This window comes from Streptomyces sp. NPDC005794, from assembly GCF_042871445.1.
Classification (GTDB): Bacteria; Actinomycetota; Actinomycetes; order Streptomycetales; family Streptomycetaceae; genus Streptomyces.
In genome coordinates this window covers 458,890-473,072 of the sequence record NZ_JBIAIN010000001.1, presented here as the reverse complement: position 1 = coordinate 473,072, position 14,183 = coordinate 458,890, and the positions used below count along the sequence as shown (strand labels likewise).

The 14,183-nt window shown below is 70.2% G+C and carries 13 protein-coding genes; 3 read left to right on the top strand and 10 right to left on the bottom strand.

From position 1 onward, the window contains the following. Window positions 1-26 precede the first annotated feature (26 nt). The gene (locus ACFYQ5_RS02195; protein WP_389191763.1) at window positions 27-1,442 is read right to left on the bottom strand and encodes a VTT domain-containing protein; all 1,416 of its coding nucleotides are present in this window, start codon (window positions 1,440-1,442) and stop codon (window positions 27-29) included. A gap of 252 nt (window positions 1,443-1,694) precedes the next feature. Here ACFYQ5_RS02195 and wrbA point away from each other — a divergent pair, with 252 nt between their 5' ends. Further along, entirely contained in the window at window positions 1,695-2,318 is a 624-nt protein-coding gene (gene wrbA, locus ACFYQ5_RS02190) for an NAD(P)H:quinone oxidoreductase (protein ID WP_389191760.1), read from the top strand. Window positions 2,319-2,329: 11 nt separating this feature from the next. Beyond that, window positions 2,330-3,754, top strand: coding sequence for a glutamate decarboxylase (locus tag ACFYQ5_RS02185; RefSeq protein WP_389191757.1), 1,425 nt, complete (start codon window positions 2,330-2,332; stop codon window positions 3,752-3,754). 18 nt (window positions 3,755-3,772) lie between these two features. Here ACFYQ5_RS02185 and ACFYQ5_RS02180 read toward each other — a convergent pair whose 3' ends face one another. The 6 genes from ACFYQ5_RS02180 to ACFYQ5_RS02155 all read right to left on the bottom strand — a co-directional run bounded on the left by ACFYQ5_RS02180 (window position 3,773) and on the right by ACFYQ5_RS02155 (window position 9,366). Further along, window positions 3,773-4,579: an ABC transporter permease gene (locus ACFYQ5_RS02180; RefSeq protein ID WP_389191754.1), complete on the bottom strand. Its 807-nt coding sequence runs from the start codon at window positions 4,577-4,579 to the stop codon at window positions 3,773-3,775. Beyond that, complete coding sequence (locus ACFYQ5_RS02175) at window positions 4,576-5,538, bottom strand: ATP-binding cassette domain-containing protein (protein ID WP_389191750.1); 963 nt, start codon at window positions 5,536-5,538, stop codon at window positions 4,576-4,578. The genes ACFYQ5_RS02180 and ACFYQ5_RS02175 overlap by 4 nt, the downstream gene beginning before the upstream one ends. 85 nt (window positions 5,539-5,623) lie before the next feature. Beyond that, window positions 5,624-6,265 (bottom strand): PadR family transcriptional regulator, encoded by a 642-nt coding sequence (locus tag ACFYQ5_RS02170; RefSeq protein WP_389191747.1) that lies wholly within the window; start codon window positions 6,263-6,265, stop codon window positions 5,624-5,626. A gap of 18 nt (window positions 6,266-6,283) precedes the next feature. Beyond that, on the bottom strand, window positions 6,284-6,838 hold the full coding sequence (locus tag ACFYQ5_RS02165; protein WP_389191744.1) for a DinB family protein: 555 nt from the start codon (window positions 6,836-6,838) through the stop codon (window positions 6,284-6,286). Window positions 6,839-6,969: 131 nt separating this feature from the next. Continuing rightward, a complete protein-coding gene (locus ACFYQ5_RS02160) occupies window positions 6,970-8,427 on the bottom strand; it encodes an aldehyde dehydrogenase family protein (protein WP_389191741.1) in 1,458 nt (485 codons plus the stop codon). Between the two features lie 54 nt (window positions 8,428-8,481). Beyond that, window positions 8,482-9,366 carry a helix-turn-helix domain-containing protein gene (locus ACFYQ5_RS02155; RefSeq protein WP_389191738.1) on the bottom strand — a complete coding sequence of 295 codons (885 nt, stop codon included), beginning with the start codon at window positions 9,364-9,366 and terminating at the stop codon, window positions 8,482-8,484. Between the two features lie 339 nt (window positions 9,367-9,705). Here ACFYQ5_RS02155 and ACFYQ5_RS02150 point away from each other — a divergent pair, with 339 nt between their 5' ends. Continuing rightward, window positions 9,706-10,248, top strand: coding sequence for an ATP-binding protein (locus tag ACFYQ5_RS02150; RefSeq protein ID WP_389191735.1), 543 nt, complete (start codon window positions 9,706-9,708; stop codon window positions 10,246-10,248). Window positions 10,249-10,316: 68 nt separating this feature from the next. Here ACFYQ5_RS02150 and ACFYQ5_RS02145 read toward each other — a convergent pair whose 3' ends face one another. The 3 genes from ACFYQ5_RS02145 to ACFYQ5_RS02135 form a co-directional block, all read right to left on the bottom strand. After that, window positions 10,317-10,559 (bottom strand): DUF397 domain-containing protein, encoded by a 243-nt coding sequence (locus ACFYQ5_RS02145; RefSeq protein WP_033296523.1) that lies wholly within the window; start codon window positions 10,557-10,559, stop codon window positions 10,317-10,319. A gap of 280 nt (window positions 10,560-10,839) precedes the next feature. Beyond that, complete coding sequence (locus tag ACFYQ5_RS02140; protein WP_389191732.1) at window positions 10,840-12,921, bottom strand: FUSC family protein; 2,082 nt, start codon at window positions 12,919-12,921, stop codon at window positions 10,840-10,842. A gap of 53 nt (window positions 12,922-12,974) precedes the next feature. Continuing rightward, complete coding sequence (locus ACFYQ5_RS02135; protein ID WP_389191730.1) at window positions 12,975-14,156, bottom strand: DUF2786 domain-containing protein; 1,182 nt, start codon at window positions 14,154-14,156, stop codon at window positions 12,975-12,977. Window positions 14,157-14,183 lie beyond the last annotated feature (27 nt).

The window sequence follows — 14,183 nt, the reverse complement described above, 5'->3', positions numbered from 1 at the left end:
GCGCCGTCGGTGCGTGCGCGGGCGGATCAGCGCCTGTTCTGCCAGCCGTACTGACCCGGGTCGTCCTCCTGCCCGTCGCCCGGACCGGCGGCGGGCCGGCCACCGTAAGGGGCGCCGCCGTCGGTGTACGGGCCGGGCTGAGCACCGCCGTACCGGCCGTCGTGCGCGCCGTTGTACGGGGCTGCCTGGCCGCTGCCGTACTGCCCGCCCTGGGGGTTTCCGTACTGCCCGCCCTGAGGGTTCCCGTACGGGGCGCCCTGGTCCGCGGCGCCGTACTGACCCGCCTGACCGTGGCCGTACTGGGCGCCCTGGCCGCCGTCGTACTGGTTGCCCTGGCCGGCAGCGTACTGACCGCCGCCGTACTGGCCGCCCTGGCCGGTGCCGTACTGGCCCTGGCCCTCGCCGTACTGACCGCCCTGCCCGTTGCCGTACGGGGTGCCGCCCTGGGGGCCGCCGTACTGAGCGCCGTACTGGGCGTCCTGGTTACCGTACGCGGCGCCGTACCGGGCGTCGCTCTGCTGCCCGCCCTGGCCACCGCCGTACTGGCCCGGCTGACCGTTGCCGTACTGATCGTTGCCGTACTGATCGTTGCCGTACTGACCCGGCTGACCCGACTGGCCGTTGCCGTACTGACCCGGCTGGCCGTTGCCGTACTGGGCGCCCTGGTCGGCGCCGTACGGGCTGTCGTACGGGGCCGCCTGGTCACCGGTGTACCGCTGGGCCGCAGGGCCCCGGCCGTCGTTGCCCGCTCCACCGTGGGGACCCGCCGTGGGGCCATCGTCCGAGGGACCGTGGTCGTCCCCCTGCCGCGCGGCTTCCTTCTTCGACTTGCTCCGGGCCCGCAGGAACTCGATCACGATCGGCAGCACGGAGATCAGCACGATCAGGATGAGGATCATCTCGATGTTCGCGTGCACGAAGTCGATCTTGCCGAGAGCGGCGCCGAGCACCGTCACACCGACACCCCAGAGTATGCCGCCGATGATGTTGAACACGATGAACGAGCGGTAGTCCATCCGGCTCACACCGGCGATGATCGGCGTGAACGTCCGGACGACGGGCACGAAGCGGGCCAGCACCAGCGACTTCGGGCCGTACTTCTCGAAGAACTCGTGGGCCTTCTCGACGTTCTCCTGCTTGAAGAGACGGGAGTCCGGCCGCTTGAAAAGGGCCGGTCCCACCTTGCGGCCGAAGAGATAGCCGACCTGGTCGCCGACGATCGCCGCCAGGGCCACCAGGACGCAGACCAGCCACAGCGGGTGCTTCAGGTCGCCCGTGGTCACCAGAAGGCCGGTGGTGAACAGCAGGGAGTCACCGGGCAGGAAGAAGCCGATCAGCAGTCCGGACTCGGCGAACACGATCAGCAGGAGGCCGGGGAGCCCGAAGGTGTTGAGCAGATAATCCGGGTCCAGCCAGCTCGGGCCGAGCGCAAGCGTATTCAAGGGTCCGGGCTCCAGGGTTGGTCGGTGTGTGCGCGGCTGCGTGGCCGCCCCAAGTTATCAACGCTGCGGCGGACCTCTGGGTTCCACTGGCGTAAGCAAGGATGCGCACGGAACGAACCGGGGCAAAGCTTTCCGCAGGAGGCGCCACATCACGGGCATTGCGGACTGCGACGGCGGGCAGCCGTGGTCGACGAGCCCGGAGCCGCACCTCTCCACAACCCGCCGCCCCGCTCCTGTCCCGGAGGTCCCCGCATGACCACGTCCGTCAACGTCTCCGTCATCTACTACTCCTCCACCGGCACCATCTCCACGATCGCCAAGGCCCTGGCGAAGGACGCCGAGAACGCGGGCGCGCAGGTACGTCTCCGAAAAGCCGCCGAGCTCGCCCCGCGGGCGGCCGTCAGCTCCAATCCGGCCTGGGCCGAGCACGCCGAGGCAACCGCTTCCATCCTCGAGGTCTCACCGGACGACATGCTCTGGGCCGACGCGGTGATCCTCGGTTCGCCCACCCGGTACGGCAATGTCGCCGCCCAGCTCAAGCAGTTCCTCGACACGCTGGGAGGCCTCTGGCAGGCGGGGCAGCTCGCCGACAAGGTCTACAGCGGCTTCACCGCCAGCAGCACCGCCCACGGCGGTCAGGAGTCCACCCTGCTGGCCCTGTACAACACGATCTACCACTTCGGCGGGATCCTGGTCCCTCCCGGTTACACGGCCCCCTCGAAGTTCGTCGACGGCAATCCGTACGGCACCTCCCATGTCTCGGGGCAGGGCGACATCCCGGTCGCCGAGCAGACCCTGACCGCCGCGCGGGTCCAGGCCGAGCGCGTCGTGAAATTCACCCGGGCCATCAAGGCCGGACTCGCGGCCGGGAACTGAGGGGACCGTCGATGCCACTCCACAAGGGTTCGCACGACAGCGCCGCTCCGTCCGACGAGCACCGCAGACTCGCCCTCAACCCGTTCTTCGGGGAGGCCGACCCGACGGCGCCGATGGTCGCGGCACCGCCGACGCACCGCCTCCCGGACGGCCCGTTGCCGCCTTCGACCGCCTACCAGCTCGTCCACGACGAGCTGATGCTCGACGGGAACTCCCGGCTCAACCTCGCGACCTTCGTCACCACCTGGATGGAGCCCGAGGCCGGTGTGCTGATGGGCGAGTGCCGGGACAAGAACATGATCGACAAGGACGAGTACCCGCGCACCGCAGAGCTGGAGCGGCGGTGTGTGGCGATGCTCGCCGACCTCTGGAACGCCCCTGACCCGGCGTCCACGGTGGGTTGCTCGACCACGGGCTCCAGCGAGGCCTGCATGCTGGCGGGGATGGCGCTGAAGCGCCGCTGGTCCACCAGGAACGCCGACCGCTACCCGGCGTCCGCCCGTCCCAATCTGGTGATGGGCGTCAATGTGCAGGTCTGCTGGGAGAAGTTCTGCGCGTTCTGGGAGGTGGAGCCCCGCCAGGTCCCGATGGAGGGCGAGCGTTTCCATCTGGACCCGCAGGCGGCCGCCGAGCTGTGCGACGAGAACACCATCGGAGTGGTCGGGATCCTCGGTTCCACCTTCGACGGTTCGTACGAGCCGATCGCCGATCTCTGCGCGGCGCTGGACGACCTCCAGGAGCGCACCGGGCTCGACATCCCGGTCCATGTGGACGGGGCGTCCGGGGCGATGGTGGCACCGTTCCTCGACGAGGACCTGGTGTGGGACTTCCGGCTGCCCCGGGTGTCCTCGATCAACACCTCCGGACACAAGTACGGCCTGGTCTACCCGGGTGTGGGCTGGGCGCTGTGGCGTTCACCGGCCGAGCTGCCGGAGGAGCTGGTCTTCCGGGTCAACTACCTGGGCGGCGACATGCCGACCTTCGCGCTGAACTTCTCCCGGCCCGGCGCGCAGGTGGTGGCGCAGTACTACACGTTCCTGCGGCTGGGCCGGGACGGCTACCGGGCCGTCCAACAGGCGTCCAGGGACATCGCTCGGCGGCTGGCCACCGAGTTCGAGTCCCTGGACGACTTCCGGCTCCTGACCCGGGGTGACGAACTTCCCGTGTTCGCCCTGACGACGAAGCCCGAAGTGGAGGCGTACGACGTCTTCGACGTGTCGAGGAGGCTGCGGGAGCGCGGCTGGCTGGTGCCCGCCTACACCTTCCCCACCAACCGCAAGGACCTCTCGGTGCTGCGCGTCGTCTGCCGCAACGGCTTCTCCTCGGATCTCGCGGAGCTGCTGCTGGACGACCTGCGCGGGCTCCTGCCCGAACTGCGCTCCCAGCCCCGCCCGTTCAACCGGGACACGGCGGTCGGGACGGCCTTCCACCACTGAGTCCCCCGGGACCGGCGGTCAGCGGCTGAGCCGCGCGAACCTCCTGACCGCCAGCGGGAAGAAGACCGCGATCAGCACCACCGGCCAGAGCACCGCGAGCAGTTCGGCGTGTCCGGCGGCCCAGGAGTCCGATCCTCCGCCCGGGTTGCCGAACAGGCCGCGTACCGCCGTCGCCGTGGCCGACATCGGGTTCCACTCGACGACCGTGCCCAGCCAGCCCGGCATCGACTCCGGCGACGCGAAGACGTTGGAGAGGAAGCCCACCGGCCAGACCAGGATCTGCACGGCCTGCACCATCTCCGGCTTACCCGCCACCATCGCGAGCTGGATGCCGATCCACAGCATCGCGAACCGCAGCAGGAGCAACAGCCCCAGCGCGGCCAGAGCGGCAGCCGTGCCGTTGTGCCAGCGCCAGCCGAGGGCGTATCCGACTCCGGTCATCACGGCGAGCGCGGCCACCGACTGGAGCATGTCGGCGGCGCTCCGCCCGACCAGGACCGCGCCCGAGACCATGGGCATGGAACGGAACCGGTCGATGACGCCCTTGTTCAGGTCCTGGGTGACGGCCAGCATCGTGCCCTCCAGGCCGAAGGCCATGGTGAGCGCGAGCATGCCCGGCACCAGGAACTCGGTGTTGTCCCCGTCGACCCCGCTGCCGCCGCCGACCAGGTAGTTGAACATCAGGAGCAGCATCACCGGGAAGACGAGACCGACGACCACCTGGACCGGCTGCCGTGCCCAGTGCGCGAGTTCGCGGCGGGTCATCGTCCAGGAGTCGGTCAGTGCCCAGCCGATGCGCCCCGGTCCCGCCGTCGCCGTACTCATGCCGCCACCTCCGTGTCCATGGGTGTGTGGGCCCCGCCGCCGGACCCGGTGAGGGCCAGGAACACCTCGTCCAGGGTGGGGCGGCGCACCGCGATGTCCTCCGCCTCGATACCCGCCTCCTCCAGGGCCCGCACGGTCCGGGTCAGGGCCCGCATGCGGTCCGGGGCGGGTGCGCCGAGCAGCCGCCGGTCCGCGTCGACGGTCACGTCCTCTCCGAGCAGCACGGCCGCCTCGCCGAGCCGGTCCGCGTCGCGGACGACCACGTCGACGCGGTCACCGCCGACCATCGCCTTCAGCCGGTCGGCCGTACCCTCCGCGATGACCCGGCCGTCGTCGATCACCGAGATCCGGTCGGCCAGTTGGTCCGCCTCCTCCAGATACTGCGTGGTCAGCAGGACGGTGGTGCCGCCGGCGGCCAGGGACCGCACGGCGCTCCACACCTCGGCCCGTCCTCGCGGGTCGAGTCCGGTCGTCGGCTCGTCGAGGAACAGCACTTCCGGGTCGGTGATCAGGGACGCGGCCAGGTCGAGGCGGCGACGCATGCCGCCGCTGTACTGTCTGACAGCCTTGCGCCCGGTGTCCGCGAGCCCGAACCGCTCCAGCAGCTCGTCGGCGCGCAGGCCCGCCCGGCGTGCGCCCAGGTGGTACAGCCGGCCGAACATCTCCAGGTTCTGCCGGCCGCCCAGCTCCTCGTCGACCGCCGCGTGCTGACCGAGCAGCCCGATCCGCAGCCTGACCTCGGCAGCCTCCGACCGCACGTCGAACCCCGCCACCTCCGCCCGGCCCTCGTCGTGCCGCAGCAGGGTCGTCAGTACACGTACGGCGGTGGTCTTTCCCGCCCCGTTGGGGCCGAGCACCCCGTGGACGGTGCCCTTGCGGACGACGAGGTCCAGTCCGTCCAGGGCGCGCTTCACTCCGTACCGTTTGTGCACTCCCTCGACGACGATTGCGTCGCTCACCGTGCCCACCAGCCCCTCGATCCACGTAGTCAAACTTGACTAGTAAGTCGAAGATAGGCTCGCCGACCCCATTCGTCAAACTTGATCAGTGAGAATCTTCAGGGTCGACGACCCCGGTGGCGTACGGGTTCTCCTGCCCTTCGGCGAGCACCCCGACGAAGGGTTCACCCTCACCCGCGAAGGTGTAAGCGCCTGCCTCGATGCGCGCGATCAGGCCGCGGGTCCACTCCGCGCCCGCATCGGCCGAGTGGACCCACATGTTCATGATCTCGCCGATGTGCCCGAGCGACTCCGGGCCGTCCGCCGGGGTGTAGTGCTCCGTGACCGAGGCCCGCCAGCCCTCGATGGCTGCCACGCGCTGCCGCAGCAGCTCCAGCGCCTCGGCCCGCTCCAGGTCGACGATGAAGCCGATCCCGGCCGAAAGCACGTCCACACTCTGGTCGTACGAGGTCAGCGCGGCCCGCAGCAGGGTGAAGAACTCCTGGGTGCCGGCGCCGGTGATCTCGTACTCGGTGCGGGGCGGGCCGCCGGCCGTGGACGGGGCGACCTCGTGGGGGATCAGCAGCCCCTGCTTCGCCATCTGCTTGAGCGCGTGGTAGATCGATCCGGGCTTGGCATTGGACCACTCGTGCGCGCCCCAGTACTCCAGGTCGTTGCGCACCTGATAGCCGTGCGCCCGGCCGTGCTGACGCACGGCACCCAGGACCAGGAGACGGATCGCCGACATACCACCCACCCTTTGTACTCAACTTTGACCAGGGTAGCCCGCCTCCTCGGCGACCAGATCGAAGGCCTTCTTGCCGTCCACCGCCTCGCGGAGCATGTCGGCATGGCCCGCGTGGCGGCCGATCTCCTCGACGAGATGGACCAGCAGCCAGCGCATGGAACAGCGCTCGTTCTCGGGGAACCAGGGCGCCGGCGGCAGCGGGAAGGTGTCGTTCATGCTGTCGACGTCGTCGAGGATGAAGGCCTCGGTCTCCGAGGCGACCTTCGCCCAGAACTCGAGCATCTGCGGGACCGTCTCGTCGCCCACGAGCCGGAAGCTGTCGGCCCAGGTCTCCGCGTTCCGCGCCTTCTCGTTCGGACGCTGCTGGGCCATCCGCAGCCAGTTCAGCTCCGTCTCGGCGACGTGCTTGAGCAGTCCGGAGAGGGAGAGTTCGCTGACCCCGGGTCGGCTCGCGGCCTGCTCCTCGGTGAGACCCAGCACGGAACGCCTGATCGCGCCGCGCTGCGCCTCGACGAAGGCGAGGAGTGCGCCGCGCTCGTCGCCGGAAGCCTCTGCGGGGACGTGAGTGACCATGATGTCTTCCTTCGAGCGGAGTGAGGAACGGCTGCGCGCCGCGTGCGGCCCGCTTGCACCGTCAACGTATCGACCCATCAGGTCAGTTTCTGTCCTCGATCCGTCCGTGTCAGAAGGGAAGCCGGAGGAAATCAGAAAGGGAAGACCGTTCGCCCGTGCTGGACCGAGATGCACTTGCGCGTGGTGAACGCCTCGACGGCCGCCTCGCCGTTCAGCCGCCCCGTGCCGGACCTCTTCTCGCCCCCGAACGCGACCGCCGGATCGTCCTGCGCGGTCGCGCCGTTGACGTGGAACATCCCGCCCCTGATGCGCCGGGCGAACCGTACGCCCCGCTCCCCGTCCGCCGTATGGACGGCACCGCTCAGCCCGTGAGGGCTGTCGTTGACCAGGCGCACGGCGTCGTCCTCACCGTCGAACGGCACGAGGAGCGCCACGGGGCCGAAGATCTCCTGCTCCAGCAGCGGTGACCCCTCCGGCAGCCCGGTCAGTACGGTCGGCTCGACGAGATTGCCGCGCGTACGGCCCCTCACGAGCGCCGTGGCACCGGCCTCGATCGCCCCGTCGACCAGCGCGGTGAGCGCCTCGGCCTGGAAGGCGCTGATGACCGGTCCGATACGGGTGTCCGGGTCGCGCGGATCTCCCGACGGAAGGGCGGACACCGCCATGGCCAACCGCTCGGTGAACTCCTTCTCCACGGACCGGTCCACCAGGATGCGATGTGCGGCCGCGCCGACCTGCCCCTGGAACAGGAAGCGGCTGTAGACGGCCGCCCGGACCGCGTGGTCGAGGTCGGCGTCCTCCAGTACGACCAAGGCGCTGTTGCCGCCCAGTTCGAGGAGGGTCTTCTTGAACAGCCCGGCGGCGACAGCCGCGACGTGGCGGCCTACGCGGTCCGAACCGGTGAACGAGATCACCTTGGGCACGGGGTGCTCGATGAAGGCGTCGCCGATCTCGGCGCTGTCGGTGATCAGGACGTTGAGGAGTCCCGCGGGCAGCCCCGCGTCCTCGAAGATCCGGGCCACCAGTCCACCGCCGGCGACCGGAGCGGCCTGATGGGGCTTCACCACGACGGCATTGCCGAGTGCGAGCGCGGGGGCGACGGTCTTCATCGTCACCAGGAAGGGGAAGCTGAAGGCACTGATCACACCGATGACCCCGACGGGCAGCCGGTAGACCCGGTTCTCCTCGCCGTCGGCGACCGAGGGCAGCAGCCGGGCCGCCGGGCGGATCGCTTGCCCGACCGCTTCACGCAGGAACTCCTGCGCGGCGCGCACCTCGTATTCGGCCTTCGCCCGGGTATCACCGAGCTCGTCGATGAGCAGCTCGGTGATTTCGCCGCTGCGTTCCCCCACGAGTCGCACGGCGTTCTCCAGAACGGTCCGCCGCGTATAAGGGCTGACCGCCGCCCATTCCCGCTGCGCGCGTTCGGCAGCCCGGTAGGCGAGGTCGACTTCCGCCGCGGTGGCCACGGTGGCGGAGCAGAGTTTTTCGCCGTTGTAGGGATTGATATCAATGATGTCCCACGCACCGTTGCCGGTCAGCCACTCGCCGTCGATGTACTGGCGGGCCAGTTCACTGGGGAAGGACATGCAATCCCTTACTGCAGGCGCAGACTCCTGTCGGTTCGTCATCGTACTGGCGAATCACGTCAGTTGAAGGAGTCCCCGGAGAAGATCCCGGCTCTCCTCGGGGCCTGGGCTGTCCTTGTGGAGCCGGTCCATGGCCTTTTCGTACTGGGCGACTTCTTCGGCCTTGTCCAGATAGAGCGCACTTGTCAGCTGCTCCAGATAGACGATGTCCGACAGATCGGATTCCGGGAAACGCAGCATCGTGAATGCCCCGCTCTCACCGGCATGCCCGCCGAAGCTGAAGGGCATGACTTGGAGCGTGACATTCGGCTGCTCCGACATATCGATCAGATGCCGCAATTGCGCACGCATCACCTCACGCCCGCCGTACGGGCGGCGTAGGGCCGCCTCGTCGAGCACGGCGTGGAAACGGGGCGCGCGCTCGGAGACGAGCGCCTTCTGTCGCGCCAGTCGCAGCGCCACTCTGCGGTCGATCTCGGCCGCCGGCGCACCGGGCATGCCGCGCACGACGACGGCATGGGCGTACGCCTCCGTCTGCAACAGTCCGTGGACGAACTGGACTTCGTAGATCCGGATGAGCGAGGCCGCTCCCTCCAGACCGACATACGTCTGGAACCAGCCGGGCAGCACATCGCCGTAGCTGTGCCACCAGCCCGCCACATTGGCCTCACGTGCCAGGCCGAGAAGCGAATCCCTCTCGGCCTCGTCCGTGACTCCGTACAGCGTGAGCAGGTCCTCGACGTCCCTGGCCTTGAAGCTCACCCGTCCCAACTCCATGCGGCTGATCTTCGATTCGGAGGCGCGGATGGAGTAGCCGGCCGCCTCACGGGTGATGCCGCGCGACTCGCGCAGGCGCCTGAGCTGTGAGCCCAGCAGGATGCGCCGCACCACAGAACCACTCGACTCCCCTGCCGACACTGGCTTCCCAACCCTCCCCATCGCTTCCCGTACTCCGGGGTTCCCCCGAACCCCGGAGGCGGATTCTGCCACCAAAACGCTTCAGCCCGTACTCATTCGATTACAGAGATGGGAAGACTTTCCGAAAGCTTCAGAACTATGAAGCGGAAGATATGAGTCCGAACCGTCACGTTGCGGGGCGGATCGCGTGCGTGCACGTGCATCTGCCCTTGCATCTGCCCTGCGCATTCGGAACCATGGCCTTCGCGCACCTGCGCGCTCGTTCGTGTTGTGCCGCTGTACCCGCAGTGCCCGCCAGAAGCAGTGCCGCTACAGCCGCGAATCCCGGGAGTGCCTCGTATGGGGACGAATGGATCGACGATGCTCGAGCCGTTACGGCAGGGGCTTCCCCCCATCGACCCCTCGGCGGTCGCCGGTTCGGCCTACTGCACGCTGCCGGCCCGGTACGAAGCGGTGGGCGGGGCACGGCGATTCACCCGTACGACGTTGAACTCCTGGGATCTGGGCGACCGCTTCGACGACGTCGCCCTGGTCGTGTCCGAGCTGGTCACCAACGCGCTGCGGCACGCCCTCCCGGCCGACGCCGCACGGGAGCGCCAGGACCGCTCCGTACGGCTGCACCTGATGCGCTGGACCTCACGCCTGGTGTGCGCGGTGCGTGATCCCAGCGAGAAGGGGCCCGTCACCGGCGAGGCGCCGGAATCGGCCGAATCCGGCCGGGGCCTGTTCCTTGTGGAGTCGTTCAGCGACAGCTGGGGCTGGCACCCCTCCCCCGTACCGGCCGGGGACACGCCGCCCGACGGGGGTTTCGGCAAGGTGGTCTGGGCGCTGTTCCGGCTGACGGACCGCACGGCGCCGGAGCGACCCGTTCCGGTCGACGCCTTCCCTGACGTCGTGCAGTAAGGCACCCCCTCAGGGGCACATACCGGCATACGGCACACATAAGGCCCGGCCGGCGGTCAGCCGTGCGGTCAGCCGCCTGCGGCCAGGTGGTCGAACTCCCCGTCCTTGACGCCCAGCAGCAGCGCCTCGATCTCCGCCGGCGTATAGACCAGCGCGGGCCCGTCGGGGTGGCGCGAGTTCCGCATCGCCACATTCCCGCCGGGCAGTTTCGCGAACTCCACGCATGATCCCTGGGAGTTGCTGTGTCTGCTCTTCTGCCAGACGACCCCGCGAAGCTCTGTGGCCGCCATGCCGTTGTACACGTGGTGCACAGGACGCTCCCCGAGTTGCAAGGTGCAAATGTCAACTAGCTCGGATCATAGCTGTGTTCATATGCCAATGCATGAGCAGATGCACGTGCACGCCTGGTGTGCACGCGATTACAGTTTTACCGCTGATCCGCTCACCGTCCGTTCCCCCTCCCCCTTCTATGAGGAACAGACGAACGGCACGCCAATTTAGCTCCCGCTACCCCGAGTTGTTCAGTTCAGCCCTGGTACGGCGCGGTCTTCCGGCCATGAATCCACAACGGGGAACTCCCTATGGTCAGGCTCAGGCCCGTCCACTGCTGATCTCCAGGGACCGCGAGAAGTCGTCCAGGGCGCGGAGCAGCAGAGTGGCCCCGTTGCGTACGAAGGGGTCGGGCGCCGCCCCCGGGGCGGCGTCCCGGCGCGCCAGCGCCTCCCTGACCGGCTCCCAGTCCGGGACGCGGCGCTCCCGCACCGCCTTCGCCCCCTCCTCGGTGGCCCGGCGCAGCGCGTCGGCCAGCCCGGCGGCCTCGGGTACGGGAGTGGCGGACGCGGCGGGCAGATGGGCCTCCATGAGCATGGTGACCCGGCCGAACTGGGCGAGCGCGTCCTGGGCGTCCGCCGCGGAGGTCCGGGAGATGCCCCGGTGGCGTACGGGCTCGTGCCGGGCCGTCTCCAGCGCCTCCTGCCAGGCGACGCGGGCCTCACGGGTGGTGAGGAGGGCGGCGCGCACGTCCGCCAGGCTCCTGGACGCGGGATCGGCGTACCGGTCGAGGACCGTGGCCGCGTAACGCCCGTCCGTGATGACCCAGTTGGCGAGCCGGTCGCGCAGCCGCGGGGTCTCCCAGGCCGGATAGAGGGCGTACGCCACCATCGCGAGGACCCCGCCGATGAGGGTCAGCACCACCCGCTCGGTCACGGTCTGCGACCAGTCGTCGCCCGCCATACCGAGCAGGAAGACGACGTAGGCGGAGACACAGACCTGGCTGACCGCGTATCCGGTGCGCATCAGCAGGTACATCAGAGCGGCGCTGACGACGGCGAGCACGGCGGAGAGCTCCGCGTTCGGGTGTGCGGTCTGCACGATGCCGGTGGCGAGGGCGACGCCGAGCACGGTGCCCAGGAAGCGGGCCACGGACCGCGAGTACGTCTGGGTGAACTCCGGGCGCATCACCATCACGGCCGTCATCGGCGCCCAGTAGCCGTGGCCGAACGGCAGCACCGACCCCATGAGATATCCCGCAGCCGCCACGGCCGACACCCGGACCGCGTGACGCAGGATCGTCGACCCCCGGCGCAGTTCGCGGCGCGTCGAGGCGTAGACGACGGGGACCAGCCGCAGCAGGGTGGGCCGGCGGCGGTGCGGGACGAGCGGCTCACCGGGCGTCCGGTCGTCCGTGCCGGTCCCCTCGGCGATCTCGATGACATCGGCGAGCAGCGAGGTGAGCCGGTCGGCGGCCCGGCGGGGCGGGCCGGTGAGGATGACCTCGGTGTCGGGGGACTTCAGCACGGACAGCGCCGTCTCGTCCAGTCGCACCGGGTCGCCGTGGCGTACCGCCCGGGCCGCGGAGTCGAGCAGGGATCCGGCGGCGCCGAGGATCTCCCGCGCCCAGTAGCGCTCGGGGCCCTCGGCCGGGACCCCGAGCGCGGGATCCGCCAGCGAGGCGAGGACCGGCCGCAGCCGTTCGGCGACCCCGCGCGCGCCGTGCAGGTCGGCGGGCCGGCGCCGGGCCTGGCCGGGGGTGACGGCGGCGGCGTTGCGCGCGGTCATCAGCGGTACAGGGTCGAAGGGCGCCACCGGGTCCTGCCGCAGCCTGCGGGCGTAGTCGGCCACGCCGGCCAGGGCGTCGGCGAGCGCGTCGCGCTGGGCGCCCCACCTGCGGACCGGGAACAGCACGATCAGTGCCGCCTGGACGATCCCGCCGAACGCCATCATCGCGGCATGGGCGGCGGCGTCGGCGACGGAGGTGGGCAGGGTGATCGTGACCAGCATGATCGCCACGTTGGAGCCGGCGATGATGCCGCCCGTCGGGCCCGCCGCCCAGGCCATCCCGGCGGCGAACGTCCAGAGGACGAGCAGGGCCAGGAACAGCAGGGTGTGGGACACCGTGACGTAGCCGACGAAAGTCGACACCGCCAGACTGGCCCCGGAGACCAGGGCGAGCACGGGCCGGGGGCGCCAGCTGCGCTGGAAGGTCGCGATGGCGGCCTGGAACGCGCCGAACGCGGACCCGGCGGCGATCACCGGGCCGAAGAGCGCCAGGCTCACCCCGACGACGAGCGCGAGGCCCGCGGCGCCGCGGACGGCGATGAGCGGTTCGAGACGCCGCCGCTCGATCGTCAGCCCCGAGCGGGCCGTCTCCTTCAGCGCCCGGAGCCAGCTCATGGACCGAGACTAGCCGGATTCCCCGACAACCCCGACTTATGCCGCCCACTGACCTAACGGTTGATTTCGGGCCCTCTTCCGCCCATCCTGGCCCGGTCGGCCGCAGCCGTGCCATGGGTCCAGCCCTCCGCGTCCGTCGCCCCGCGCAGCCGGGTCGTGGTGGTCCTCGGGAACATCCGCTCGGCCGTGCCGGTGACGGCGACGTCCCTGGCCGCCAGGACCGGCAGCAGAGCTCCGGCGTCACCGCCGCGGCCTGCGGAGCCGGCCCCGGAGCCGGCCGCGGCGGTGACCCGCGCGGTGTCCGCCGCGAGACGGCTGCCGAGCCGCTGGGCGTACGCCATCAGGAAGGACTGCCGGAAGGTCTTGGTCCGCTTGCGCCCGCCGGCCCGCTGTCCGGCCTCCGCCTTCGTCATCGCGGCGGTGCCCTGCACCAGGAGGGAGGTGAAGAGCAGCTCCACCGCCTCCAGGTCCGGCTCGAAACCCACGACCGTGGTGAAACCGAGATCGCTGTTCCACACGGCACGGCAGCGGTTCGCCGAGGCGACGGAGTCCAGCAGGACGGCCTTCGCGCTCTCGTACGGGGCGTCCACACCGATCCGGACCGCCCCCGGCTCGTCGGCGCTGTGCGTACGGGCGGCGAGGAGCGCCTCGTCGATGCTGTGCCGGGCCATCAGCTCCTGCGCCTTGGTGGTGAGCGCCTCGGCCTCCTCCGGGAAACCGGTCGCCTCCGCCTTCGCGAGCAGCGCCCGGATCCTGGTGAGCATGCGGGGTTCACCGTGGGCCGGCGGCCGGTGAAGAGCGTCGGTGGAGGTGCCGGGCAGCGGCCCGACCGGCTCGATGACCGGGAGCCGCAGCAGCAGCCGGTACAGCTCCAGCAGCGCGGAGGCGTACGTGAAGCGGTCGGGCCGGTTGCGCGGCGCCGGGGCGGGCAGCGCGGCGAGCTGGTCCGCCCAGCGCGGGGGCAGCTGCCCGTACCGTGCCGTCTCCGCCGTGATCAGGGCGGCGGCGAGCGCGGTCACGTCGTACGGACCGTCCAGCTCGCGCCGGACGGTCCGTACGACGTCGGCGGGCTGCCAACCGCGTGCCCAGGCCCGCCGGACGAACTCCTCGCCCCGGCGGTGCAGCTCCTCGTCGGCGGACGGGTCCGCCGCGAGGAGGGAAGCGCCGGTGTCCAGGCCCGTGTCGCCCTCCGCGTACAGGGCCGCGGCGCACGCCCGGTCGATCACCGATTCCATCAGGCCAGGGTAGGCGGCGGCCGGGCG

Bases quoted from the DNA above. Each gene is read 5' to 3' on its own strand.
- wrbA (WP_389191760.1), top strand. From the start codon at position 1,695: ATGACCACGTCCGTCAACGTCTCCGTCATCTACTACTCCTCCACCGGC.
- ACFYQ5_RS02185 (WP_389191757.1), top strand. From the start codon at position 2,330: ATGCCACTCCACAAGGGTTCGCACGACAGCGCCGCTCCGTCCGACGAG.
- ACFYQ5_RS02180 (WP_389191754.1), bottom strand. From the start codon at position 4,579: ATGAGTACGGCGACGGCGGGACCGGGGCGCATCGGCTGGGCACTGACC.
- ACFYQ5_RS02170 (WP_389191747.1), bottom strand. From the start codon at position 6,265: ATGTCGGCGATCCGTCTCCTGGTCCTGGGTGCCGTGCGTCAGCACGGC.
- ACFYQ5_RS02165 (WP_389191744.1), bottom strand. From the start codon at position 6,838: ATGGTCACTCACGTCCCCGCAGAGGCTTCCGGCGACGAGCGCGGCGCA.
- ACFYQ5_RS02160 (WP_389191741.1), bottom strand. From the start codon at position 8,427: ATGTCCTTCCCCAGTGAACTGGCCCGCCAGTACATCGACGGCGAGTGG.
- ACFYQ5_RS02155 (WP_389191738.1), bottom strand. From the start codon at position 9,366: ATGGGGAGGGTTGGGAAGCCAGTGTCGGCAGGGGAGTCGAGTGGTTCT.
- ACFYQ5_RS02150 (WP_389191735.1), top strand. From the start codon at position 9,706: ATGCTCGAGCCGTTACGGCAGGGGCTTCCCCCCATCGACCCCTCGGCG.
- ACFYQ5_RS02140 (WP_389191732.1), bottom strand. From the start codon at position 12,921: ATGAGCTGGCTCCGGGCGCTGAAGGAGACGGCCCGCTCGGGGCTGACG.
- ACFYQ5_RS02135 (WP_389191730.1), bottom strand. From the start codon at position 14,156: ATGGAATCGGTGATCGACCGGGCGTGCGCCGCGGCCCTGTACGCGGAG.